General features: G+C 51.6%; 20 protein-coding genes and 1 tRNA gene. 13 read left to right on the top strand and 8 right to left on the bottom strand.

The window, feature by feature from the left end:
• Positions 1-16: 16 nt before the first annotated feature.
• Positions 17-89, bottom strand: a tRNA-Thr gene (locus tag F1728_RS21225).
• A 375-nt stretch (positions 90-464) separates the two neighbouring features.
• Here F1728_RS21225 and F1728_RS21220 point away from each other — a divergent pair.
• From F1728_RS21220 to F1728_RS21200, 5 genes are all read left to right on the top strand, one after another.
• Positions 465-2135: a CocE/NonD family hydrolase gene (locus tag F1728_RS21220; protein WP_228030274.1), complete on the top strand. Its 1671-nt coding sequence runs from the start codon at positions 465-467 to the stop codon at positions 2133-2135.
• 85 nt (positions 2136-2220) lie between these two features.
• Positions 2221-3015, top strand: a complete 795-nt coding sequence (locus F1728_RS21215; protein ID WP_155365751.1) for an NIPSNAP family protein — start codon at positions 2221-2223, stop codon at positions 3013-3015.
• A 393-nt stretch (positions 3016-3408) separates the two neighbouring features.
• Complete coding sequence (locus F1728_RS21210; RefSeq protein ID WP_155365750.1) at positions 3409-3939, top strand: RNA polymerase sigma factor; 531 nt, start codon at positions 3409-3411, stop codon at positions 3937-3939.
• Positions 3926-4588 (top strand): hypothetical protein, encoded by a 663-nt coding sequence (locus tag F1728_RS21205; protein WP_155365749.1) that lies wholly within the window; start codon positions 3926-3928, stop codon positions 4586-4588. Before F1728_RS21210 ends, F1728_RS21205 begins: the two co-directional genes overlap by 14 nt.
• A gap of 142 nt (positions 4589-4730) precedes the next feature.
• Positions 4731-5927: a PDZ domain-containing protein gene (locus F1728_RS21200; RefSeq protein ID WP_155365748.1), complete on the top strand. Its 1197-nt coding sequence runs from the start codon at positions 4731-4733 to the stop codon at positions 5925-5927.
• Positions 5928-6020: 93 nt separating this feature from the next.
• On the opposite strand, the gene F1728_RS21195 is transcribed toward F1728_RS21200, so the two are convergent.
• Complete coding sequence (locus F1728_RS21195; RefSeq protein ID WP_145043160.1) at positions 6021-6563, bottom strand: inorganic diphosphatase; 543 nt, start codon at positions 6561-6563, stop codon at positions 6021-6023.
• A 62-nt stretch (positions 6564-6625) separates the two neighbouring features.
• Positions 6626-7138, bottom strand: a complete 513-nt coding sequence (locus F1728_RS21190) for an FKBP-type peptidyl-prolyl cis-trans isomerase (protein WP_155365747.1) — start codon at positions 7136-7138, stop codon at positions 6626-6628.
• 279 nt (positions 7139-7417) lie between these two features.
• On the opposite strand from F1728_RS21190, the gene F1728_RS21185 reads away from it, so the two are divergent.
• Complete coding sequence (locus F1728_RS21185; protein ID WP_145442472.1) at positions 7418-7840, top strand: GNAT family N-acetyltransferase; 423 nt, start codon at positions 7418-7420, stop codon at positions 7838-7840.
• Positions 7841-7848: 8 nt separating this feature from the next.
• On the opposite strand, the gene F1728_RS21180 is transcribed toward F1728_RS21185, so the two are convergent.
• The 4 genes from F1728_RS21180 to mfd form a co-directional block, all read right to left on the bottom strand.
• Complete coding sequence (locus F1728_RS21180) at positions 7849-8475, bottom strand: peptidylprolyl isomerase (RefSeq protein WP_228030273.1); 627 nt, start codon at positions 8473-8475, stop codon at positions 7849-7851.
• A gap of 289 nt (positions 8476-8764) precedes the next feature.
• Entirely contained in the window at positions 8765-13786 is a 5022-nt protein-coding gene (locus F1728_RS21175) for a hypothetical protein (RefSeq protein WP_155365746.1), read from the bottom strand.
• A gap of 400 nt (positions 13787-14186) precedes the next feature.
• Positions 14187-15458 (bottom strand): peptidylprolyl isomerase, encoded by a 1272-nt coding sequence (locus F1728_RS21170; protein WP_194242463.1) that lies wholly within the window; start codon positions 15456-15458, stop codon positions 14187-14189.
• 187 nt (positions 15459-15645) lie between these two features.
• Complete coding sequence (gene mfd / locus F1728_RS21165; protein WP_155365744.1) at positions 15646-18981, bottom strand: transcription-repair coupling factor; 3336 nt, start codon at positions 18979-18981, stop codon at positions 15646-15648.
• Between the two features lie 209 nt (positions 18982-19190).
• Here mfd and aroB point away from each other — a divergent pair, with 209 nt between their 5' ends.
• The 7 genes from aroB (at position 19191) to F1728_RS21130 (ending at position 25038) form a co-directional block, all read left to right on the top strand.
• Positions 19191-20363 carry a 3-dehydroquinate synthase gene (gene aroB / locus F1728_RS21160; RefSeq protein ID WP_155365743.1) on the top strand — a complete coding sequence of 391 codons (1173 nt, stop codon included), beginning with the start codon at positions 19191-19193 and terminating at the stop codon, positions 20361-20363.
• A 332-nt stretch (positions 20364-20695) separates the two neighbouring features.
• Positions 20696-21085, top strand: coding sequence for an Hpt domain-containing protein (locus F1728_RS21155; protein WP_145190175.1), 390 nt, complete (start codon positions 20696-20698; stop codon positions 21083-21085).
• A 45-nt stretch (positions 21086-21130) separates the two neighbouring features.
• Positions 21131-21724, top strand: coding sequence for a response regulator (locus tag F1728_RS21150; protein WP_155365742.1), 594 nt, complete (start codon positions 21131-21133; stop codon positions 21722-21724).
• Between the two features lie 197 nt (positions 21725-21921).
• Positions 21922-22323 carry a PilZ domain-containing protein gene (locus F1728_RS21145; RefSeq protein ID WP_149344283.1) on the top strand — a complete coding sequence of 134 codons (402 nt, stop codon included), beginning with the start codon at positions 21922-21924 and terminating at the stop codon, positions 22321-22323.
• Positions 22324-22447: 124 nt separating this feature from the next.
• On the top strand, positions 22448-23158 hold the full coding sequence (locus tag F1728_RS21140; protein ID WP_155365741.1) for a YggS family pyridoxal phosphate-dependent enzyme: 711 nt from the start codon (positions 22448-22450) through the stop codon (positions 23156-23158).
• Positions 23159-23174: 16 nt separating this feature from the next.
• Entirely contained in the window at positions 23175-23489 is a 315-nt protein-coding gene (locus tag F1728_RS21135; protein ID WP_194242462.1) for a DUF167 domain-containing protein, read from the top strand.
• A gap of 238 nt (positions 23490-23727) precedes the next feature.
• A complete protein-coding gene (locus tag F1728_RS21130) occupies positions 23728-25038 on the top strand; it encodes a PQQ-binding-like beta-propeller repeat protein (protein WP_228030272.1) in 1311 nt (436 codons plus the stop codon).
• Positions 25039-25154: 116 nt separating this feature from the next.
• Here the strand turns inward: F1728_RS21130 and F1728_RS21125 are convergent, their stop codons facing one another.
• Positions 25155-25949 (bottom strand): hypothetical protein, encoded by a 795-nt coding sequence (locus F1728_RS21125; RefSeq protein ID WP_145442482.1) that lies wholly within the window; start codon positions 25947-25949, stop codon positions 25155-25157.

Raw genomic sequence — 25949 nt, 5'->3', positions numbered from 1 at the left:
TGGCAGAAAAAAGAAGAGCCGCCGAGGAGAGTCGAACTCCTGACCTACGCATTACGAATGCGTTGCTCTGCCAACTGAGCTACGGCGGCGTTTTGTTCCCGGTGCTTATGCATCTGGATACATCAGGCGTCCATCAGGTTCGCCCGGCGGGAATCGATTCAGCAGTCAGTTGAAGAAAACTCCCACTGCTGCTCTGCGGTAGCATACCCCCTTTTTATGGCTGGTGAAAGGATTCTGCCCCGATTTCAGCGCTGAAAAATCGATTTCCCGCCTCTGTCTGACTGCTGAATCAAGGGTAAGAATTTCTGCTGCACTGACGAAAACAGGGGGGATGTCGCTTCTGACTGTTGTGCGGGTTCCGGAGACTCTTCAGATCTACCGGCGTTTATGCTTGCTGAATTGACAATGGTTGACCACAATCGAAGAAGAAATACCTGCCCTGAAAATCCAACCGGAGATAGCCCATGCGAAAACTGGCCCCTGCCTGCCTGTGGATGATTTTATGCCTCGTTTTCTGTCCTGCCTTGTTCGCGCAGGAAGCCCCGCCACTCAAATTTGAAAAAGGGGTCACCGAAAAACATGTCATGATCCCCATGCGGGATGGCGTCAAGCTCTCCGCCTACCTCTATATTCCTCAGGGTAAAGGCCCCTGGCCGGTTCTGATGGAACAGCGCTACGCCAGCCTGCGAGGCAAGGGTTCGCGGCTTTCATTCGCAGAGATGGCCGGACATGATTATGTGGTCTGTGCCGTCAACTACCGGGGTTCCCAGCAGTCAGAAGGCACTTGGGTCGGCTACAGGGACCTGCAATGGGGGGAAAAGCAGGATGGTTACGATGTCGTTGAATGGCTGGCTAAACAGCCCTGGTCGACTGGCAAGATCGGCACGTTCGGCAGCTCCCAGGGGGGCTATGCGCAGAACTATCTGGCAGTGACACAACCACCCCACCTGGTCTGTCAGTTCATGATCGATACGGGGCTCAGCCTGTATCATGAGGGCTATTTCATTGGTGGTGCAGCGAAACCGAATCGATTCAAGGGAATGGATGCTGTCTGCCGCGTGGCTGCCCACAACCGGGCTCTGATGGAAGAATGGTTTTCGCACCCCGATTACGATGAATACTGGCAGGCAGAAGACTGTACCCTGCATTTTGATAAGATGAACGTGCCCTGCTTTACCGTGGGAAGCTGGTACGACTTTATGTGCGTCGGCTCGATCCAGAGCTATATCGGACGCCAGCACAAAGGGGGACCGAATTCCCGCGGTCATCAGAAACTGTATATCGGGCCTTGGTTGCACGGCCGGTTTAATAAGGTCAATAAAGTCGGTGACATGCTCTATCCAGAGAATGCGAACTTCGACATGATGGCCGAGATGATCCGCTGGTTCGATCACTACCTGAAGGGAAAGCGGAACGAGATCGAAATTGATCCCAATGTCCGTTACTACGTGATGGGAGCGGTTGGTGAACCGGGGGCACCAGGTAATGTCTGGCGGGCAACCAACGACTGGCCGGTACCAGTTGAGGAAACCCCCTACTACCTGCAACAAGATGGCAAACTGTCGACCTCTAAGCCGACTGCAGCAGACTCGTTCACCGAGTTGATTGCAGACCCATTGAACCCGGAGAAAATTGAAGGCCGGGGCTTCCCCGGTGCCCGCGATGCCCGCGTTGTCGAAGAACAGGAAAACGTACTGACCTTCACGACCGACACACTGACTGAAGCGGTCGAATGGACGGGAAATGTGAAGGCCGAGCTGCTGGTCTCATCCTCGGCCAAAGATACCGACTTCATTGTCCGCGTCAGCGATGTCTATCCGGACGGGCGTTCGATTCTGATCATTGATATGATCCGTCGCGCCCGCTACCGGGATGGTTTCGAACAGCAGAAATTCATGGAACCGGGAGAGGTTTACAAGGTCGGCTTCAATGTGGGCTGGCTGAGCCAGATCTTCAACAAAGGGCATAAAATTCGGGTAACCGTCTGTTCGACAGGAGCCCCATTCTACGAACCCAATCCCAATACGGGAGAGCCGATTACAATCGAGTTTCCCGAGAAAGTGGTCGTCGCCAAAAATAAAATTCATCACAGCAGCGGCCAGGCATCCCGTATTCTGGCGCCTGTGAAACCTTGAGCTGTTGTGGCAGCACACGGCCGTCTTCAACCGTTTTGAACCAACTCTGAATCAAAAATCAGTTCAGGATAAAAGTGAGGTAATCATGCAACAGAATCGAATTAACCGACGCAGCCTGCTGGCAGGTATTCTGGGAGCCGTTGCTGCTCTGGGACTGGGACAACCCGTGCCCGCGGCAGAGCAGCAGAGTCAGGAATATTATGAACTGCGGACCTACCGCATCACGAAAGAGCAGAATCAGAAGGTGGTCAGCGACTACCTGGAACAGGCCCTGTTGCCGGCGCTGAATCGCGCGGGAATCAAGAAAGTGGGCGTGTTCAAAGAAATCGATGCCAAGGATGACTATTCCCTCTACATGCTGATTCCCTTCCAATCGCTGAATCAGCTGTCCAGTCTGAATGATAAACTGGAAGCGGACAAAGCATATCACGCAGCAGCCGCATCCTACTTCGCCATCCCTAAAAAAGACGCCCCCTACAGTCGGATTGAAAGTCGTCTGATGAAAGCCTTCAAGGGGATGCCGATTCTGGAAACCCCGAAAGGAAAAGGCCCCAACCTGTTCGAACTGCGGACCTACGAAAGTCACAATGCCAATCTGGCCCGCCTGAAAGTGGACATGTTCAACTCGGGCGAGATTGACATCATGCGTGACGTGCTGCTTGCTCCCGTGTTCTATGGCGAGATGCTGATCGGTGACGATGTTCCCAACCTGACCTACATGCTTTCCGCCCCCAACCGGGAGGCACATGAAAAACACTGGGAAGGATTCCGCAAGCATCCCGAGTGGGACCGCATGAAAAAGATGGACAAATACAAGGGGACTGTATCCAAGATCACAAACTGGTATCTGGAACCACTGCCTTACTCTGAGATTCAGTAAGCGTGTGCCTGACAGTGTCCGCTTGACTATCAGATCCCAACTGACAGCCATCGACAGAGGTAGGCTGATTTTCGAATTCAGTCAAAATGACGCATCGCATCTGGTCGTCCAGGCCGTCGTCGCTATAATCGTTATAAGTTGTTTATCTATATGGTGATAGTATAAGTTTGAACCATGAACATCCCTGTCAACCTGGTCAAACCCGGGGGCTGGGATCACCAATTTAAAATGGAAACCGTAAATATGCTGAAACGACGTTAGATTCTGGTTCAGATTCCGTCTATTCTAGTGCATGTGAGTTAGTCGAGTGTGGTTAATCTGGCAAGAGATGCCAGTCCATTAACACTCTCCAATCGACTTAGATAATCCCTCTTCTAACGTATTGGAATTTGCATGCCTGATAAGCAGGCCAATAACTGGTCGGCAGAGATCGAGGCGGTCTATTTGCGTGAAGGACGAGAACTTTGGGCTTTGTTATATGCCCAGTGTTCCGACTCGGATCGCGCATATGACGCGCTGCAGGAAGCGTTCGTACGTTTACAAAGCCAAGAAGTAGAGTCAATTCGAAATATCCGGGCCTGGGTTTTGACTGTTGCTCAAAACTGGTTGCGTGACTATGCACGAAGGCAGAATCATGCAGCTAAGCCCGCAGATTTTTTGGACAACATTGTGGGAAAACCTGCTGATCCATCAGAGGATCTGCAGAGAAACGAGACTAACAGCCGAATCCGGCAAGCACTTCAACAACTTCGATCCGAGGACCGCGAGGTTCTCGTACTTCGTTATGCACTAGGATGGTCATCAAAACGAATGTCAATTGCTCTGAATACATCGACTTCAGCAATCGACATGAGGCTTTCTCGCGCCAGAAAGCGTCTTTGTGAAGAGTTGGAAAAAGTGGGGATTGATCATGAAACCGTATGACACTTCAGGAATGCTCGAGAATGAAGATGAGCTGGAGAGTGTTCTGCGCGAATATTTCCAGCAGGAAATGCCTCCTGAATTGCAGGAGTTATCTGAGCTCACTGACGAGGAATTTGAAGCTCACTACCAAAAGTTGCGCGCAGAAGAAAACTCTGTCCCCGTGGCTCAGGAACCTGCTTCTCGTCGGGGCTTTCAGTTGGGACTGCTGGTATCTGCTCTCTCGATTTGCCTCATGGCGGGACTGGCCAGCCTCTTTATGCAGAGGACTCCCGATGAGTCCGGACTGACAAATCAGCCGACTGCTGAACTGACCAAGCAACCCGAAATTGAAAAACCGGTCGTCGCGACTATTCCAGAGATTGAGCCGGATACGCTGGCAGTTCTGGATCAGGGAGAGACTCCTCTGGAGTTGACCCCTGAAATAAATGACAACATTAAAGAATCGATTGATATCACACTTTATAATACGGAACTGGGTCCGGTAGAACAGCGAACTGAATTGTCCTGGACAAACATCACCGTTGAAAATCCGGAGACTGGTTCTCACGTCAAGATGTCAATGCCTGAGCTCACCATTGATTTTGTGCCTGTCAACAAAGCCGGTCTATCACTGATTGGTGATGAAATTGAGAGCCACGAGCAACAGTAACAACTGTTGCAATCAATGAGCCGATAAAGCGGAATAAGTAGGAATTTAACGGGCCACAAAAAGGATGTTCGCAGCCAGGCCGGAATATTAGTATTTTCCGACGCGGGGAAGGTCTTTTTTGAATCACATCCAAGGCAGTACAATGAAACAGTTTCAATGGTTCTTATTGAGCGGGCTGATTACGTCTCTGATTGCCATTCAGACGTCAGTTGCTGACGAGAGTCCCCTGCAGGCACCAAAACCAGGGCAACCTCAGTCTCTCCAGCAAAACCCCACCCTCAATCCAGCGCCGTCTTCGTCGACAGACGCCGCTGGCCCGCAGGGAAAGTTCCGGGTTACTACGCGCTCAACCGGCGAGACCGAAATGCGGAACTTCGTGGGTGTCGTCACGGAACCGATCCCAGCTTATCTGGAAGCCCAGCTGCACGACATACTGACAGCAGGACAGGGAATCGGTATCAAGATGGTGGTGCCAGACTCTCCTGCCCAACAGGCAGGTCTCAAACCATTTGACGTGCTGACCAGCTATAACGGCAAAGCCATCACCTCATCTGATATTCTAAGGAAGTTTGTCCTCGATTCAGACAAGGGTGAGACCATCCAGTTGGAAGTCATCCGCGCGTCCCGAAAACAGACGATTGAACTGACCCTGACCCAGAAACTGTTTCGCTACTACAAGTTTCAGGTCACTCCACTCGGTCAGAAACCGCAACTGGCGGACAATAACCAAAAGGACAAACCGAAAAAACCAGATACCGGCAAAGATGCACCCATTGCAGCCCGTTCAACGGAAACGGATCCCCTTGGAAGAAAAGAACCACTGAACTTTAACTCGCCAACCACGATCAACACCCACAACCTTTGTCTGCTGTTTGTAGGCAAAGCCAAAGGGGATTATTCTGTCGAAGTCAATTATCAGGATGAGACCGAGACCCTGCAGTCATATCACTTCGCTGGCAATCCCCGGGAAATCACCGAACAGATCGTCGACCTGCCCGATAACGTGCAGTTAATCATCAATGAGCGACTCAAAGAGTTGAAGCTGGCACTCCAGGGCAAAGCCAGTTTTCGGTTGCAGATCAAACCACACATGCAGGGGAAAGATCGCTTTACCCGCGTGCTGTTGAGCCGGGCTACCAAAGAGAAGTCTGTTCGCATGGTTGAGCTCGACCATCCGCTGGGAAATAGACCGAATCTGAATGTCAATCAGATTCTGGGGAATCAGGTCTTTACGAATGAACTGGAACAGCTGACACCCGCGATCCAGGAACAGATTCGCACCATGCTGCATCGCATTCGGATTCCAACCATCCGGGTCCATGCAGACAGCCCGATCTAAGCGGCTTAAAGACCGTACGAACTGACAATCCAGGCAGCTGATTCCATCGGGAACCGGCTGCCTGTTTTTGATTGTTCATAGTCACAGTTGATCTTATAGAAAACCGCGACGTCGCTGGCTGCTGTATCGCTGCAGTGAATCTTCGATGATCGGAAACGCTTCAGAAGCTGCCTGAAATTCTTCGACCTCAACCGTCTTGCCTTCCAGCATTTTGTAATCCTGGAAGAAGCGTCTGAGCATGGCCAGACGATGTGGTGGTAGTTCAGAAGCATCAGTGTAGGGATTGTATTCCGGATCATTCACGGCGACCGCCAGAATTTTATGGTCTGGTTTGCCGCTGTCGATCATGGTCATCACCCCGATAGCCCGGGCATCCAGAATTGTCAGGGGGTCTACCGGTTCCTGACAGAGTACCAGAACGTCCAAAGGGTCGTCGTCTTCAGCCAGAGTCTGGGGAATGAACCCATAGTTGGCGGGATAATGGACTGCTGAGTAGAGCATTCGGTCCAGCCTGAGCAGGCCCGTGCCTTTGTCTAACTCATATTTCACTTTGGAAAAAGTAGGAATTTCGATAACGGCCGTGAAATCGCGAGGCAGGTTCTGCCCGGGAGTCACATCGTGCCAACAGTGGGTCACTGCTATTCTCCTGAATGATGGCTGAATAGTATCAAGAATCAGCTGAAGTTGCGCTGCATCAACTAATTCACTTTAAAGAGTTCCACTTTGAAATGAAGAGTGGCATTACCGGGAATCACTGGTGGAGCACCAGCGGCACCATAGCCCAGTTCCGGCGGAATGACCAGTTCGACCTCTCCCCCTTCACCGATGAGTTGAAGACCTTCGGTCCAACCGGGAATCACACCGTTGAGAGGGAATGAAATTGTCTCGCCCCGTTTGTAGGAGCTGTCAAATTCGGTACCATCTTCCAGAGTGCCCCGGTAATGAACGGTCACCTGATCCTGCGGACCGGGCTTGGTGTCATTTCCCTCACGCACGATACGATACTTGAGTCCGGAGGCGGTTGTTGAATATCCGGGGTTTGCTTCGTCTGCCACGGCTACTTCCATTTCTGTTTGCTGATTGTCTGCTGGACTGACTTGCGCTGAGGCTGCCGGGGGATCAACCTGTTCTCCCTGGCGAACATAGTTACTACAGCCAGTGGCTGTCAGGCAGATCAGACTGCATCCCAATAAAAATCGTGTTTTTTTCATAGGTTGATTACCTTTGTATCAGGCAAATAATAATACTGCGGGCCTATTCACAGAATTGCCTCTGAGCGATAACATAACGGATAGGACTATCGGTTGCACCACCAAGCTGTCCTAGTTTAGTGGACTTAAGAAAAGATTATGGGATTCTGATGTCTGCCGGCAGTCCGGGCACTGATTCAGGAGTTGCAGGCGAAATCGATCCTGCGCCCGCGTTCTCATACGTTTCTGGCAGGTCATTCCCCGTAAAAGACCACCATTTCAGCACGAAAACCTTAGAAGATGATTGACCAGATAGAGATTCGCCCTGCTAAACATGAGGATATCACCCCGCTCTCCGAATTCATTGTCCCTTTCGTAGAGCAAGGCAAGATTCTGCCACGGACCTCAGAAGAACTGGACGAACTGGTTGAAACCGGATTTGTGGCGATCGAAGCAGGTACTGAGATAGTTGGATTTGCATCCCTGGAAATCTATTCTCGCAAACTGGCCGAAATCCGCAGTCTGGTAGTCGCAGATCACCGCCAGGGAATTGGAGTAGGGAAAAAGCTGGTCTCCGCATGTGTTGATCGCGCACGACAGCGGAATATCCTGGAAGTGATGGCAGTGACGTCTTCAGACGTATTCTTCCGAAGCTGCGGCTTTGATTTCACATTGCCTGGTGAGAAAAAAGCGCTGTTCATCCAGCCGCATCTGACAGAATAAATCCCCGATCAGCGTTTCCCGTTTTTCACGACTGAAGCTTTGACAATGTAATCCAGTCGAGGGAATTCGCGTTTCAGGTAGGCATTACCCTCAAGCTGAAGTCGTGCCTGCGAGGGACCGCGTCCTCGAGGCGCAGCCTCACCGTAGCCGTTATACAGGGTATCCACAACGCGCATACCTTCCGGGGAAATATAACCAAAAGGAGCGAACCCCATCTGATCAAGTCGCCGGTTATCCTGAAAATTAATGAAGAGCTGAGTGGTTCTGGAATTGGGGGCTCCCGTTTTCGCGAAAGTCACATAGCCCCGCAAATTAGATTTCGCAACAGGATCATCCTGAATGGTCTGATCCCGCCACTTGGCCTGTGTATCAGGATCGCCGTTGATACCCACCTGGGCCATAAAGCCTTCAATGACTCTGAAGAAAGCACACTGGTTGTAAAAGCCTGAGTTTACCAGTTCATAGAAACGGTCTGCGCCGTGAGGACTCCACCTGCGTTGCACGTCGATGTAAAATGTCCCTTTGGTGGTCTCCATCTTCACCTGATAAGTCGCTGGTGCCTCTGCCAGGCAACTGGAAGCATCCAGCATCACCGTAGCTGCCATCATCCAGACCAATGTGAATAAGCTTTTCATCGCAACATCCCTCTTGCTTGTCTCTGTGAAATTGCAGGGTCTCTCACGCCTCATTGAAGCGTTCAGTCTAATCCATTTACCGCAGATTTCACAAGAGGGTTTCGAAAGGCAGCTTCCAACACAAGTACTGGAGTTGAACTGCGATTAATAGAAAAAAGCCGCCGCGAATCAGGGGGGGAGAATTCGCGACGGCCAGAGCCCGGGGCTGCTGACGATCAGCCCCTCTGCAGATCCCGCGATCTGCAATTTCCAGGAATCGCCCGATTTCTCAGGCGATTCCTATTTCCTTTTAATATCCGAGGAGAGCTTCCTCTTCTTCTTCCTGAATGATGATTCGTGGTGTGACCATCATCATCAGGCTTTCGGTTTCACGACCAACCCCGGTGTTCTTGAACAGTCGGCTGACATACGGCAGCTTGTTCAGGATCGGGACACCAGCCATGCTGCGTCCTTCGCGGAGTCGTTTGACGCCACCCAGGAGAACAGTACCACCATCGGGCACACTCACAGTCGTGGTGACAGTCACCTGTTCCACCACAGGCTGCTGAATGGTTGTGGTCCCCAGACCACCACCCTGTTGGCCCTGCTGGCCTTGCTGACCCTGTTGGCCCTGCTGACCCACCTGCCCGCCACCGCCGGCACCACCACCGCCGCCGATACCACCGATACCACCCAGGCCGGCACCAACCCCGTTTCCGAAGTTACCACCACCCTGCTGACCGAGCTGACCACCCTGCCCTTGTTGCCCCTGCTGGCCCTGCTGGCCACCAGTGGTTCCACCCTGGAAGGAGAAGGTAAAGACGTCGGTCACGTTGGTGAAGTTCGGGTTCACCGAAAGTCGCACATAACGGCGGTCTGCGGAGATCACAGCTGACACAGTCAGTGAGACCCCTTCAGGAATGTTCGCGATGATCGGCGTGAATCCGACTGAGAAGTTACCCACGGTGGGCACCAGACTGATCACGAAGGGTCGCGATACGTTACTGGTCACAAAGGCGACCTGACCGTTGAACAATGTCACTTTCGGAGCGAACATCAGGTTCGATCGTTCATCTGCCTGAGCGGCGTTGATGAAGAAGAAGGCTTCGATGTCACTCAGAATTGCCAGACCCACGTTCACACCAGCGTTCGCATTGAAGCTGCCGAACTCAGGTACACCAATTTCGAATGATCCCTGACGGAACTGCACATCCAGGTCTGGAGTAAAGGATTCCGGAGAGTCCATACCGACAATCGTACCTTTCTTGGGCCAGTTGTCGAAGTTGAGCAGGGTTCGTGAAGGTGGGTTACTGAAAGGTGCAACACCCTGGCCACCGGTCTGACCACTCGTCGTAGTCTGTCCCTGCTGACCACCCTGGCCGCCCTGGTTATTATTGTTACCACCGCCGCCACCGCCGTTCTGGTTTCCACCCAGCAGGTCGACCTGACCGAAGGCGGGAACCGGGTTGCCGTTGTTGTCAACGGTTGGACCGCCGACGGTATCAGCTACGTTGAAGTCAAAGTCGACACCAATTCGCTCGAAGAAGCGATCGGAGACGGTTACAAAGCGGACTTCAATGGTGACCTGCAGGTCCTGCAGACGTCGCAGCTGTTCCAGCAGGTTGGCGATTTCATCGTGTACTTTCTGTGTCTGACGAATCACCAGACTCAGAGTTGTTTCAAACGGACGCACGCTGCCTGCACCACCGATTTCTTCCCAGGAATCGGGCTCGACAGTGGAGACAATCAGTTCGGTCAGTGAATCGAAGTCAATGTTTGATCCACCGCCGGCAACCTTCGAAGTCGGAGCATTACCGGCCCAGGGATTGGCACCGGGAACGCCACCAATCAGTGGATCAGCAACCTGGAAGTTACCGGGAGTCGACTGGTTACCGCCGATACCGGATCCAAAGCTGACTGCACCCATCTGGCTGTAAGGGTTGCTGGCCATGCTGCCGTTTGCAGCGAAGTTAGGAATCGGAACCACCAGGTCAGCCACAGGGTAGGTCATTGTTTTCAATGTACCCTGCTGACGAATACGGCTGGTGATCTTCAATACTTCGTTATCAATTGTGTAAGACAGGTTCAGTGGTTCCAGGAGCAGGTTCAGGGCACTCCGCAGTTTGATGCCGTTCACATTGATCGTGACGGGTGCGTCGGTGGTTACCCCTTCCTCTTCCAGTCCCAGGCTGTCCAGGAAGATGTTAATCCCGGTCAGTGCCTGAATCTTATTCATCACGTTCGACAGCGGTTCGCCTTCGAATGCGAGGTTCACTGGACGATCCAGGCTCTCCTCGATCTGAATTTCGCGTTCCGTTTTCTGGTTGTGATTCTTAGCGTGATATTTTTCACGACGTTTGGTTAATTCAGCCCACTCTTTGGCATCCTTTCCAAACTTGATATCGGGAGTGTAGGCATCAGCCAGTGCTTCTTCTACATCGTTCAGCTGATTCCAGACATTCTGTTCTTTACGATCACGCATGGAGTTGTTGGATTCTTCGCGACGCAGGAAGCGAGATTTCCATTCCATGGTGACGGTGACAGGGTTTTGCGGATCCAGATCTTTGGCCTGTTTAGCAACCACTTCTGCTTCCGCGTAGCGTCGCTGATCGATCAGTTCGTTGAACTTCTCTACCAGGTCGGCCAGTTCCTGTTCGACGCGAATCTTATTTTTGATACGTCGGTTGATATACTCTTCAACTTCTTCGTTCTTCTTCTTCAGTTCTTCCAGCGGAGCAACCTGCTTGCGGAAAGAATCGATTGAAGTACGAGTACGCTGCAGCGAGCCGATCAGTGCCTGAGTCGATTTCTGATTCAGGCTGGAGCTTTCGACTTTGGCCATAGTCTGGTCGATAATCCCCAGTGCTTCGGTCGGAGCAGATTCCCGCATTCTTTCAGCTTTGAAGATGGCATTCAGAACTTCTGAACGAAGTCGGCTGAATTCGATCGCCTGTTTCTGTTCAACCAGGTCAATGTTACTGGGCTGATCAGAGGCGGCTCCCGGTGCATCGGTTGAGGTCTGGCTGGCAACCTGACGAATCTTGTCAGTTCGTGAAGGAGCCAGTTCTCGGACTGCATCCTGCAACTGCTGTGCACGATGAGTGTCAAGTTTTTCACCAGACTGGTAAGCAGCCAGGAATGCCTGATAAGCGGCACCACGGTCGCCTTCAGACAGTCGCTGCATACCAAGGTTGTAGAGTTCCAGAGCAGAGGCACCAGGATGAATCACAGCGATTTCGCTGGCGACATTCTTCTTGGGGGAAGCCTGAGCTGTTTGAGTGCTCATGCTGGTTTCCAGATCACGCAGAATGGTCTGAGGACTATCCTCACCCGGTTTGAACTCGGCTCCCACTCTCAGAGCTTCCTGAGCGTTCATGCGGGCAGAGTCAAATCGACCGGCTTTCAGGTCTGTGCGAGCCTGAGCCACCAGTTTCTGTGAGAACTGTTTTTTACGTTCCTGTTCTGCAGCGTACATTTCTTCCTGTGAGAGTCCGCCAGGCTGTCCAGCCATTTTACGGATGTCTGCCAGGACCTGTTCGGGACGATCTTCGAACAGGCTGTAAGCTGTATCAATTTCCTGTGCTGCTTCCGCCTTCTGACGAGCATCCTGCACCCGACCTTTGGCCAGGTCTTCGCGTGCGGATGAGAGCAGACGACGAGCGTATTCTCCATTCGCTTTTCCGTCAGCACTGGTGTTTCCAGGATTGAGACGGGTATCGGAAGCAGTTCCGACGCGGCGGATAAAGTCTTCAGGAGATTCGGTTTCAGGTGTGAACTTCAGGTCCAGGGTCTGAGCAAGTTTCTGAGCAGATGACGCCAGCATCAGGGCTTCATCTTTGTCTCCCTGCTGCAGAGCCAGTTTAGCCTGTTCCATCAGACGGTTTACCCGGGGACGAACAGCGTCCTGATTCTGTTGCAGACCTTTCATACCAGAGATGGTCGCTGCCTCATCGGAAATCCGATCGATGGCTGCCAGTACCAGTTCCGGACGGTCATCAAACAGGTCATAAGAAACTTTCATCTGCTCGACCTGAGCTACTTTCTGGCGTGCACCAGCGAAGTCCCGTTTCTTGATATCCAGACGAGCCTGTCTCAGCAGTTCATTAGCCTGAGCTTTCGAGTCACCCTGTCCTGCATTGGCAGCAGCCATCTGAGCACGGTTGTCTTCGGTAGAAGCCAGCTGTCCTGCAGACTGTGCACGCTTGATCTCATCCAGGATGAGTTCAGGACGTTCATCAAACAGACGATAGGCAACATCCAGCTGGCTGGCCTGCTGGGCCAGTTCGCGAGCGGAATTCAGATTACCTGAGTTAAGTTCGGCCCGAGCCTGTTTAAGCAGTCGAGTTGCCTGATCTTTGCTGGAGGAACCAGATTCAGACTGAGCGACCTGCATCGAAGGTTTAGACTGACCTGCGAAGATTTTCGCACCCGTCTTACGTTCGATTTCAGCCAGGATATGTTGGGGGCGTTCTTCAAACAGTTTATAAGCAACATCATAATCTTGAGCCTGCAGGGCAAGTGTGCGGGCATCATCATAGTTTCCGGAGTTCAAAGCTGAGCGTGCCTGTTTCAGCAGCACAATAGCCTGTTCTTTTTCGGACAGTTTGCGAGTCTGTGTTCCATCGAACGGGTTGGCCCCCGGGTTACCGAAGGGATTGCTTTCAGCAGCTTCTTCTACTGCAGCCACCTGCATCACACCAGAACCGGTTTCGGTAAAACCGCCGGCCTGCTGGATTGGTGAGCCTTTCTGCAATCGCTGTTCTGCGCGAGCAATATCGGCCAGAACCTGTTCAGGACGTGGATCGAACGGACCGTACTCCAGTTTCAGAGCCGCTGCCTGGCCGGCTTTACGTCGGGCCTTGGCAAACTCGTTTAACTTGAGGTCTTCACGAGCAGACTGTAGTAACTGGCGGGCCAGCTGCTTCTTTTCTTCCAGGGATTTCCCATCGGCATTCGAATAGCCTGTGGAAAATTCGGAATCAGGAGCAGGAGACTGTGCCCGGACTACCTGTTTGCGTTGAGGAGCGGCAGCTCGTGAACGGGCCCTTCCCAGGTACTCGTTCATTTTGCGAAACTCTGCCTGAGACAAACGTCCGGGAGAGACAGAAGCTTTTTCAAGAGCTTCTACCGCCTCGGAGAATTGTCCCCGCTCATAGTATTGAGTCCCCAGACTCAGATAGTAACGAGCTGAGCGTTGTTGACGCCCAGAAACCGACTGACCGTTACTCTCGACATCAGCAGCGACCTTCCTGGTCGTGTTGCCAAGATTGGCCAGCCACATCGACGCTGCAATCAACGTCGTACAGGCCAGTACTCCAAATGCCTTGCCCAATGTAGGTCCCTCCTTCAAGCCAGAACACCAACTTTGATTATGATTGTTTTGAGGAGTCATCATGACTTCCAACTCGCTATCTAATGTGGGTAGGATTTTAGTCCGAAATACGAATTTCGTACCATACGAATTTCGTACATCAATTCTGGGATTTTATTAACAGAAATACGTTTTGTTATGAAAGGTGTGCCCGGAGGCAATCTGAAAACAAACGACTGTAGTTGAGATGAATCGTGATTTGATTTTTTGAGAGTAGAGAGAAGTGTGTGCGGGTAATAATCTATTTCCGCAGATCAGGTCAATATGTTTATGACAATATTTGCAAAAAAGTTTGTACGGTTTTCAAAAAAGTTTTTGAGTCTGTATTTCATGACTTTTGTCTTCATCAGAAGTTCATATTTCAGTTTGAATCCGATGTTGCATTTGCAGGTTTTACATCGTCTTCGCGTTCAATTTCAAACTTCGATTCGATAATGGCTTTGGCATACAGCTTATCCAGAATGTCTTTGGTGGCTTTCATTCGGGATTCTGTAATCATGGTTTGTTCCAGTTTTCCCTGGACATCAGCAAAGGGGACATGCCCTGCTTCTTTACGACCATTGACCTTTACGATTTGAAAAGAGCTTTCTGTTTCGAATACCTGGCTGACTTCACCCACGGGGAGTGAAAACAGCGCTTCTTCAATTTCTGCCTCTGCCAGGCTGCCACGCCGGGTCCAGCCCCAGGATCCGTTCTTATCGGAACGGGTTCCATCAGAGTATTGTTTTGCGATCTCCCCAAAGTCGGCACCGGACTGCAGTTTGTGAATGACTTCATCCAGCACAGCGATGGCTTTATCCTTGCCACCGTGTTTGGAGTAAGTAATCCGGATTCGCTGCCACTGCACTTTGGCGGGGACTTCGTAGTCTTTGATTCTGGATCGATACCGGGCCAGAACTTCTTCCCGGCTGAATTGATCTTTCGCTTTGGCTTTGACAGCCATGAACTGCACAGCAGCCTGCTGTTTCATGAACAGGTCTTTTTCAAAAATCAGGCTGCGGCCTTGAGAATTAAGTTTTTCTTCCAGCTCCTGTGGAGAGTTGACACCCATCTGCTTCTGAAGTTCAGGGACTCGCTGATCGTCAAACGCCGTTTCCAGGTGCTGATTCAGCTGATCGAGTTGCTCTTTCTTGAGCGTGCTTTTCATTTCGTGCAGCAGGAGTAACCGTTCGACATGGCCTTTCAAGTCACGCTTGACGAGTGCCTGCCGTAGTTTTTTGTAATCTTCCGAATCCATCCGCTGTTCAGCCTGCAGCAACTGGAATTCGTAGACTCCCAGAATATCAGATACGAACAGGGGTAATCCGTTGACGATGGCCACAACCGTACTGTCGCGAAGTTCTTCTACATCATCCCCGGCTGGGCTGATGGAGATTTCCTCGGAGGTAGTCGACGCGGTGACGATCGGTGTTTCGAAGGGGTTATCGGATTCTGAAAAATCACCTTCGATCAGTTCATTTCGTTCCTGGGTGTGCCGGGCAACGGCAGTCTCTTCGAGTTTCTGCTGCTTCAGAGCGGACTCCAGGCGCGGCGGTGGTGGTCCCAGCACGGGGTTATCTACTTTGGGAGTAGTTTCACACCCGAATAAGCCAGGCAATGCCAGTATCAGAAAATAGATTTGCGCGTGGCGCATCAAGAGCATCCTGCAGTTGATGAACGAACTAATTAATTGGGAATTTGAGAGACAACGTAGTTTCTGATGTTGTCAGCAGCCCGGTTTACATGGGAAATGTAAGGAAGGGAGATTGGACTTCGACACCATCTTAATCATCCCTCTGTGGCTGGAATTGAGCTTCTCGATTGCCCAATTCTGAAACCATTCAGGACGACGAGGCGAGATTATATGCCGGATCGAAACTTTGTTGCAATACCGATTTGAGCTCTAGCATTATAGACTCAACGGCATCTGCCTGTGCCGGCAGCGGGATGTAGGCAGATTTATGATCCACGATTCTCACCGGGATGCGTTTCTTATTACTTTTCGCCAGAGCGAGAATATGATTTTTATCGCGATACCCCAGAACGGCGAAGTGATCTTCCAGATGAATACTGTCGATCTGCCAGCGCTGACACAAAATCTGTATTTCTTTCAACGCAACTAAAGTGTGTACTGGTTCGGGGATAGCTCCAAAGCGATCCTGCATTTCCTCTTCCAGCGCAGCCAGTTCTTCCAGACTTCGGACCGCGGAAAGCTTGCGGTAAAACTCAATCTTAATTCGCCCGGGAGGGATGTAATCGGAGGGCAGATAAGCTGTCACAGGTAGATCGATGGCGACGTGATGATGCTCGCGGAGGGGCTCATTTTTGAGTTTTTTGCAGGCTTTTTCCAGAAGCTGGCAATAAAGTTCGTAACCGACGGCGGCAATATGTCCGCTCTGCTCCGTTCCCAGGATATTGCCTGCCCCTCGAATCTCAAGGTCGCGCATGGCAATTTTAAACCCTGCTCCCAACTCGCTGTATTCTTCAATCGCCTTTAACCGCTTGGCAGCTATGGGCGTCAGAATCTGACCATCACGCAGCAGCAGGTAACAGTAAGCGCGATGGTGCGAGCGACCGACGCGTCCCCGCAACTGATGCAGGTCAGACAGGCCATAGTTTCCTGCATCATGGATAAAGATGGTATTGGCATTGGGAATATCCAGTCCACTTTCCACAATTGTGGTGCAGACAAAAATGTCGACTCGGCCAGACACGAAATTGAGCATGGCTGCTTCCAGCTCTGATTCTTTCATCTGACCATGGCCGATTCCGATACTCGCTTCCGGAACAATCTGCTGAAGCCGATCCGCGTATTTCTGCAAATCATGAACCCGGTTATGTACGAAATAAACCTGCCCGTTACGGTTTAATTCCCGTACAATCGCATGCCGAAGAAGCTCTTCATCGAAGCGGGAAATACGGGTTTCAATGGGAACCCGATCCCGTGGTGCTGTGGTCAGATTGGAGATATCCCGAATCCCCAACAACGACATATGCAGGGTCCGCGGAACAGGTGTTGCGCTCAAAGTCAAAACGTCAATCTGCAATCGCAGATGCTTGAGCATCTCCTTCGCTTCCACACCGAACCGCTGCTCTTCATCGATGATCAGCAACCCCAAATCTTTGAACTTGATATCTTTCTGAATCAAGCGATGCGTGCCGATCACCAGGTCGACACTGCCACTGGCCATCCCTTCCAGAATTGCCCGCTGCTCTGCTTTGGTTTTGAACCGTGAGAGCCCCGCGACTGTAATCGGATAATCCGCCATGCGCTCACTGAAAGTACGCGTATGCTGTTCGGCAAGCACCGTGGTGGGGACCAGCATCGCCACCTGTCGGCCGGCATCAATGGCTTTAAAAGCGGCACGAATAGCAACTTCAGTTTTCCCATAACCGACGTCCCCGCAAATCAAGCGGTCCATGGGTTGAGGACGTTCCATGTCGTGTCGCACATCGCTGATCGCATGCAGCTGATCGCTGGTTTCGTTATAGGGGAAAGATGCTTCGAACTCTTTCTGCCAGTGACTGTCCGGTGGATAAGCAATGCCCGGCTGCGCCGAACGCATTGCCTGCAGCCGGAGCATGTCGCTGGCCATATCCCGCACAGCCTGGGCAGCTTTTTCTTTCTTGCTGGCCCAGCCGCGCGTTCCCAGTTTGGAGAGTTGGGGAACATGTTTTCCACCGCCGATATATTTCTGTACGAGATGGACCAGCGAAACAGGCACATACATCTGGACTTTTTCACGAAATTCCAGCGAGAGATGCTCTTCGCGGCAACCATCTTTTTCCAGCAGTTCCAGTCCTTTGAAGCGTGCAATCCCGTGCGTCAAATGCACGACATAATCGCCTAAATTCAGATCCAGAAAGCTGTCGATGGCCCGGCTTTCCACCTTGCGTTTGCGGGGTTTATGGCGGATATCGGCGCGACCAAACAGTTCATGGTCACTCAGTACAACGAGATGTTCTGGGACGATCCGAAATCCCAGAGCCAGATTACCAATGCTGGTGGTGACCCGCTCAGAGATATCCAGGTCTGACTCATTCAGCAACTCCCGCAGTCGGTCCTGTTCTCCCTGGTTATGACAGCAGACCACAATTCGGTCCTGTGGACCGGTTATCGAAGCCAGTTCTTCGATCATTTCCGATTTCGCGCGCGTGAAGCGTTCAATCGATTCAATCTGTAAATGACAGGAGACTTCCATCGATTCTGCAGAGATCGGGGCGATCGTGACAGTCGGAAAGTCGGTACAACGGGACATGGTCGCCGGAACGCTAAACAGACCACGGGGATTGTCCAGCCGATCCAGGTACCGTTTTCCTTCTTCGATCAATTCGGGGAGTTCGATCAGCACGATACAGGTATCTTGAGGAAGATTATCCAGCAGGCTCTCGGACGCTGTTTCCGCCGAGTCCCGCGCTTCCGTACGTCGTGAGGTTGTCTGCCCGCTGTCAGGTGCAATCAGGGTGAGATCGATCTGCTGACAGGTCTCGACGGTCCGCTGTGTCTCTACATCAAACTGTCGGATCGAGTCGATTTCGTCCCCGAACAGTTCAATTCGGATCGGTAGTTGAGCGTCGGGAGAATAAATATCCAGGATCCCGCCATGCATACTGAATTCGCCGGGCAGTTCGATCGCCGTGGTACGCTCGAAGCCCCGTTCCATGAGCCAGCTCATGAACGACTCGGTCTCGATTTCGTCTCCCACACGGAGGGTCCGCGTGGCAGCTTCACGTGCTTTACGACTGGGAACCGGCTGTAACAGGGCTGGAAAGGAGGTAACAAACACCTGCTGCCGATCTTCAGTAGCAGATTCCAGTTGCAGCAACTGACTGAGAACCCTCAGGCGGGCCCCGAAAACGGCATCAGCCACATCATGTTCGTCGGGGAGTGTCTCCCAGGCAGGAAAGATATCCGGCACTGCCCCCAGAAAACTGGCCAGATCTCCTGTGAATTCATCTATTTCTGCGAGGCGGGGCAACACGACCAGCAATGGTGATTTTAATGATGTGGCGACCGCTGCGGTGGTCAGCGCGCACGATCCCCCCCAGGCTCCGTCAATTGTCCCGCTCTGGCCGGCCTTGAGAGCCTCCATGACAGCAGAAAATCCATCACTGCGTGCCAGTATCGGGACCAGATCCTGCATCGACTGAATCGGACTGTCGACTGGTTTGATCATATTCGCAGTTATTTTAGCAGGCCGGAGCAGATTGTCACGTGCGGCCCCTGAAAAACACGCTCGGCACTGGATTTCCGTCTGTAGGCGGATGACTTCAAACTCCGTCAGAGTTAGGATAGAATCGCTTTTCAGATCAGCCCGGTCGTGATCAAATCAATAGACAATTCAGGGGCTGTCGTCTTGATTCGATTCTGGATGAAGGAATTACCGTGTCAGAAAGCTTAGATGTTAACGTTGCTCTGGGCCCCCGCAGTTATCATATTTCGGTGGTCAGCCATCAGTTTGACCGGTTTGCAGAGACACTGGAAACCTGGATGAGCCAGAGTCCAGCCTATCATAATGCGATTCAGGAAGGGCATAAGACGGCATTTATTGTCACGGATCGGAACCTCTCGAAACTCCATACTACCCATATCGAAAAAAGTCTGACTGCCCAAGGCTGGAAATGGGAAACCGCGATCATCGAACCGGGTGAAAAATCGAAGTCACTGCCCGTGATTTCTGAACTGTACGACCGTCTGGTGGCAATGAAAGCTGATCGCCAGACCGTGCTGATTGCTGTCGGGGGAGGCGTCACTGGAGATGCGGGTGGATTTGTCGCAGCGACTTACGTCCGAGGTCTGCCTTTCGTGCAGGTGCCGACATCATTGCTGGCTCATGTGGACAGTTCCGTAGGTGGAAAAGTAGGCGTCAATCATTCGCAGGCCAAAAACCTGATTGGTGCCTTCTACCAGCCTGTGGGAGTCTTTATCGATACGTCTACGCTCGAAACTCTGCCGGAACGCGATTATCGCAGTGGACTGGCTGAGGTGGTCAAGTATGGTGTCATCCTGGATGCCAAATTCTTTCAATACCTGGAAGAGAATGTCGCCGGTCTTAATGAACGAGATCCGGAAGTATTGAGAAATATCATTGCCCGCAGTTGCGAACTCAAGGCAGAGGTCGTAGAGCAGGATGAGCATGAACGTACAGGTTTGAGAGCCATTTTGAATTACGGACATACGTTTGCTCACGCCTTCGAAGCGTTATGCGGCTATGGTGAGCTCATGCATGGCGAGGCAGTGGCAATCGGCATGATCTACGCCAGCACCCTTGCGGAAAAACTGGATCTGATTTCGAAGCATGATACGGAACGTCAGATTCACCTGCTCTCAGCTCTGGGATTGCCCGTGCAACTTCCTGAGGGAGTTTCCCTGAGTGCTGATGACATCATTGATCGAATGAAACTCGATAAAAAAACGGTCGGTGGCAAACTGCGATTTGTATTGCCCACCTGCCTGGGGCGCGTAGAAGTCTTCAAAGAGATCCAGGAAGCACTTGTGCGCGAAGTCCTCGCCGAACTGGAGCACTCAGCTACAGCGACAGATGATTTTCAGATTTAATCGAGAGAAGATTCTGTCAGAGAGAATCCACCTGCAGTGATTTACCTCACAGTGTAAAACACGGCTCTTCTCTATCCGTTTGTGAACTGATACTTTTTGATATATCTATCCGATTTATCAGTCAGCAACCTGCATAGCCGACAAAATCATCACAGAAACGCTCCGTGTTTCTACGCATTTCGAATAATCCACGCTGATCCTGAAAATCAAGAACTAGGTTTGAAATTAGACCAGTTTATTTTTCATTTCAACCGGTTCTCGAGCTTTTTACCTCTTCAGAAATCTTCTGCAGGGGCATTTAAAACCCCCGTCCCGGCAAGGATCTCTCCAAAATGACGAATTCAAGTTCAGCTGAATCTACAGGCACCTGGCGTTTGATCCAACCAGAACAGGTTCTGGATATGGCAATCAACGATGTTGAATTCCTGACCGAACTGATTGATCTGTTTGTGGCCCTGGCTCCGGAACAGATGCAGGACATCCGTCGGGCGATTGACAGTAATGATGCAGGTCTGCTCGCGGAAGTCGCCCACGCCTACAAGGGAACTGTCGGAAACTACACTCAAACCGGACCTTATCCACTGCTGCAGTCACTGGAAAATGACGGCAAATCGGCAGACCTCCAGGCGAGCCAGAGCAAGTTTCAAACACTGGAACAAGAGATCAATGCCCTGCTGACCGAATTAGAGACCTTAAAAACTGAGGTCAATCAGTCCCTGTAATAGAATTTCAGTTGAGACCAAACCCACCTAGAAGGGTGTACCGCCATGAAAGTTTTAGTCGTTGACGACGTTGGATACACGTGTCACTTCCATACCCGTTTGATTGAACAGTTCGGATACTCAGTCTGTTCTGCCACATCGGGGTTCGAAGCATTAAAAATGCTGAAAATGGATAACGATATAAATATTGTAATTACCGATCTGATGATGCGCGGCATGGACGGTGTCGATCTTTATATGGAGGCCCAGCATCTGGAACGGTTCACCGATGAAGGCCCCCTCGATCCTCCACAGTTCATCCTGATGACGGCACTCCGTATGGAAAAGAATTCGCAGGATAAAGATGTCATGCGTCTTAAGCTGGCTGACGAACTGGGGATATCCAGAATCATGTTTAAGCCACTTGATCAGGAAGAACTCAAACAGTCTTTACACGAAATGGCAATGGGCGTGCCCCAGATTTCGTCCTCAGATAAAGCGATCGACCTCTATACTCCCACCCAGAGCGTCAAAAACGTGGTACAGGGGATTATCAACTCCCGTAATTCCGGCGCTGCTGAGCAGTTCATGGAATGCCTCAACGAAGAAGTCTCCTCATTGAAAGATTTTCTTTCGGACCTGCAAACCGTTGATACATAGAGAGTTACCATCTGACTCTTCAACCCACACATCAAAAGGTATCGATTTGTTTCAGGAGGGATTTGACTGTATTCGAATTGGACCTATAGTTCTAAAAGAGTGAAGGCGTATACAAACACTTTTCATCAAGCTGACTGAAATTCAGAACTTTATGAATGTCCCCTCAGTCGTAAGATTTTCCCTAGTGAGTGTGAGTGATGAGTCTGATAAGCCTTGAACAATATAGTGAAAAACAGAACCGTGCCATCAATCGTGTTCTGGACACCCTGGATCGCCTTGACGCGCGAACCAGCGCTCATTATTCAGAAAAGCGGGCGCACGAACGCAAGAATTTCCGCGGGTTGGTCTGGTTGTCGATTCCGGATGGCACCCAGGAATTCGACCAGGCAATGACCAAAGTCTGGTCCCGCTCTATCTCCCAGTCGGGACTCTCGTTTATCTACCCGATGCGCATCTATGAGACCCAGATTCGCGTTGGTGTTCCCGTGGGCGCTGATCAGGTCACCTGGTTCCGAGCTGAAATCGTTCGCCAGAAGGAAGTTGAAGAAGAGCACTTTTGGGAATACGGCGTCCGCTTCCTGGGCAAAGTCATTGCCTGAGTATATTCCCGGCAGATCTGACACTGTTGAATTCGCATTCTCTACCAGTATGATAATTGTCTGAGCCCGAGAGCTTACGGGCACCGCTCTCGTCTACTGAGAACAGCATGAGGACAGGCCGGTAATGGACGACCTGAATGTGATCATTCATGATAATTACACCCGCATACAAAACCGCATCGATGCGGCTTGCCAACGCGCACAGCGTGATCCGCAGTCCGTCCGACTGGTAGCTGTCACCAAATACGCCCGATTAGAGTGGGTTCAGGCACTGGTGGAACTGGGATGCCTGGATCTGGGTGAAAGCCGGACTCCCCAACTGGAAGAGCGGGCTACCCTGCTCTCTCCCGAACTACGCTGGCACTTCATTGGCCCGTTACAGCGCAATAAGGTCAGACGTACGATTGCGCACTGTAACCTGATTCATTCGGTTGATTCACTGAAGTTGCTGCAAGCCATTGATCGTATTGCTGGTGAGTCGGAGTTTAAGCCGGAAGTTCTGATCGAAGTCAATCTCGCAGGGGAAGCCAGCAAAAAAGGGTTTTCCCGGGAATCTCTGACGGCAGAGTGGGAGTCTCTCTGTCAGGTCTCGCATGTAAAGATTGCAGGGCTGATGACGATGGCTCCGCATGTCGAAGATCGGGAACTGGCTCGTCCGGTCTTTCGTGAGTTACGCGAACTCCGCGACGAGTTGCAGCAATGTTCACCGGAGCATGTTTCGCTCCAGGAACTTTCGATGGGCATGAGTGGCGATTTTGAAACGGGCATCGAAGAAGGTGCAACCCTGGTACGAGTCGGCAGCGCCCTGTACGAAGGGCTGGAGTCCTCTGATTAAAGAATGAGTGTTCATCGTGACAGCATCCCTGAACCTGGAATCTGACGGCTCTGCAGTACTGCTGCCGGTTCGGGCACAACCGAAAGCCAGCCGGAATCAGATCGAAGGCGTACACGACGGTCGGCTTAAAGTCAGCGTTACACAGGCTCCGGAAAAGGGTAAAGCGAATAAAGCCCTGCTCAAAGTGCTACAGAATGGACTCCAACTGAAACGCTCTCAGATTGAGCTCATCAAAGGAGACACCGCCGGGTTGAAGGTCTTTCGTATCTCCGACCTGACTCCCACAGAGCTTCAGCACAGGATTGATACCGCTTTGGGAATCTCCGACTGAGACTGGAACTCTTTATTGTTCACCCTGCCCGTCTGAAAGAATTCCCCCCGCTCAATCGGAATTGGAAACCATTGATTGCAGCCGATGGAACCGGCACATATAATCAGCAGGAGCTTACGTGTCTTACCTGAATACCTGCGTCCCGCTTGCCCGAACCACCCACACCCGGAAAGCCGGGATTGCCTCAGACTAATTTCCCCCCTTTGTCTTTAAGATCACACAAAAGGATTAATTGACTATGAGCTTCTCGATGCCCATTCGTCTGTTCCTGGGAGCTTTACTCGTTGGCGGACTGACCATGTCTGCCCATGCTCTGGAACCGACCAAACTCTCTGACTCCTGGGAGCAGTGGCGCGGTCCGAATCGCCAGAACCATTCGTCGGACACCGGTCTCCTGCAGGACTGGAATGCAACGCCCCCCAGACTGACCTGGACCGCGACTGGTCTGGGCAAGGGGTATGCCGGAGTTTCCATTAAGGACAACCGCCTGTTTACCACAGGAAACCTGCCCGAGGGTCAGGCCGTCATCGCCGTTAATATTGATGACGGTAAAATTCTCTGGAAAACCAATCTGCTCGAGCTGAATCCGGAACACGGTTATCCGGGAGCCCGTTGCACTCCTGCCATCGATGGCGATCGTCTGTATGCCATCACCTCCAATGGAGCCATTTCCTGCCTGAGCGTCGCTGACGGCGAAGTCATCTGGACGAAAAACTTCGAGGACGAATGGGATGGCAAAATGATGTCTAAATGGGGGTTCTCTGAATCCCCCCTGGTCGACGGGGACTGGGTCCTCTGCACACCGGGCGGAAAAGACGCCATGATGGTTGCCCTGGATAAAACGACGGGGCGGGAAATCTGGCGGACATCTGTTTCCGATCTGGGCCAAAAAGGGAAAGATGGAGCCGGCTACTCTTCCATCGTGATCTCCAACGCTGGTGGCGTCAAACAGTATGTGCAGCTCACCGGTCGCGGTGTGATTGGCGTACGTGCCAGCGACGGCAAACTGCTCTGGAACTACAATCCGGTTGCCAACGGTGTCGCCAACATTCCAACTCCCATCGTTTCCGGCGATTATGTATTCTGTTCCACCGGTTATGGTACAGGCAGTGCTCTGCTCAAGCTCTCCAAAGAGGGAGATGGTATCAAAGCGGAAGAAGTTTACTTCCTGGATCCCAAGACTCTGCAAAATCACCATGGTGGTATGGTCCTCTACAAGGATCATATTTATTGTGGCCACGGTCACAACAATGGCTTCCCCCTCTGCCTCGACCTGAAAACCGGCAAAGTTGCCTGGGGTGGCAAAATCCGGGGTGAAGGTTCCGGATCCGCTGCAGTGGTCTTCGCTGATGGCAATTTGATCTATCGCTACCAGAGTGGTGAAGTCGCCCTGATTGAAGCCAATCCCAAAGAATATATTCTCAAAGGGAGCTTCAAGGCGGATCAGGTGCTGGGCAAAGCCTGGGCACACCCGGTCGTCTGTGGCGGCAAACTCTACCTGCGGGATCAGGATGTGCTGATGTGCTACGACCTGAGAAAACAGAACTGAGTTCGTCAGTCAACTAAATAAGAAAAGCTCTGTCAGATCAAACTGGCAGAGCTTTTTTCATATCAATACAGGGCATCCAGATCATCGCCCGAAAACCAGCTTCGAAGTGACAGCGGTCAACCTGAACTGTTTTTGAACTTACTCAGATCGATTTTACCGTTCCCTTCGACGGGCAGCTTCCCGTTGGGACAATAACGTGAACGGGCCACGCTGGAAGCAATATTGTAAGTGTAGACGGCATCCTGACGAATCAGGAAGATCACGGTCCCTTTCGGCTGAGCACCGATTTTATCGAGCATCTCCACGAACGGCAGGCTTTTGCGGAGGTCGTCACGACGGACATGCAGATCCTTGGAGGGACCGTCCAGGACAACGATTCCGTTTTTCGTACATTCGATAAAGGTCGGGTTCAGATCAACGCCGCTCCCGCCCGGCTGAATCCTGACTTCGGCAGCGACCGGGTTTTCCCGTTTATCCAGTTCCTTCTTGAGCTTGTCAATTTCTTCCTGGAGCTTCTTGGGATCGTCCTTAATTTCTTCGATCCGCTTTTCCAGACGATTGGCTTCGGCCAGCAGCTTTACTTTCTCTTCCGGCTTGATGTCAGAAGGCAGTTTCTGTTTTTCCTGTTTGAGCTTCTTCAACTCTTCCAGGGCCAGCATCAACTGGCGATTCAGTTTCGATAAATCTGCGACCTCAGTCTCGACCTCTTCCAGCTCCTGCTCTTTCTCTTTGATCTCCTTAATGTTCTCTTCGTATTCTTCTACGCGTTTCCAGGAGTCATCCTGCTGATCCATCTGGCTGAGCGCCATGGCGGTAATCATCAGCGTCAGCACACCAATCACGCAGGCAAGAATACTCAGAAACGGGAAGAGAGAGACCGTTTCTTCATCATTTTTCTTTCGTCGCGCCAC

It is taken from the genome of Gimesia benthica (assembly GCF_009720525.1).
Classification (GTDB): domain Bacteria; phylum Planctomycetota; class Planctomycetia; order Planctomycetales; family Planctomycetaceae; genus Gimesia; species Gimesia benthica.
Note: the sequence above shows the minus strand (reverse complement) of the source record. Positions and strands in the feature narration are given on the sequence as shown.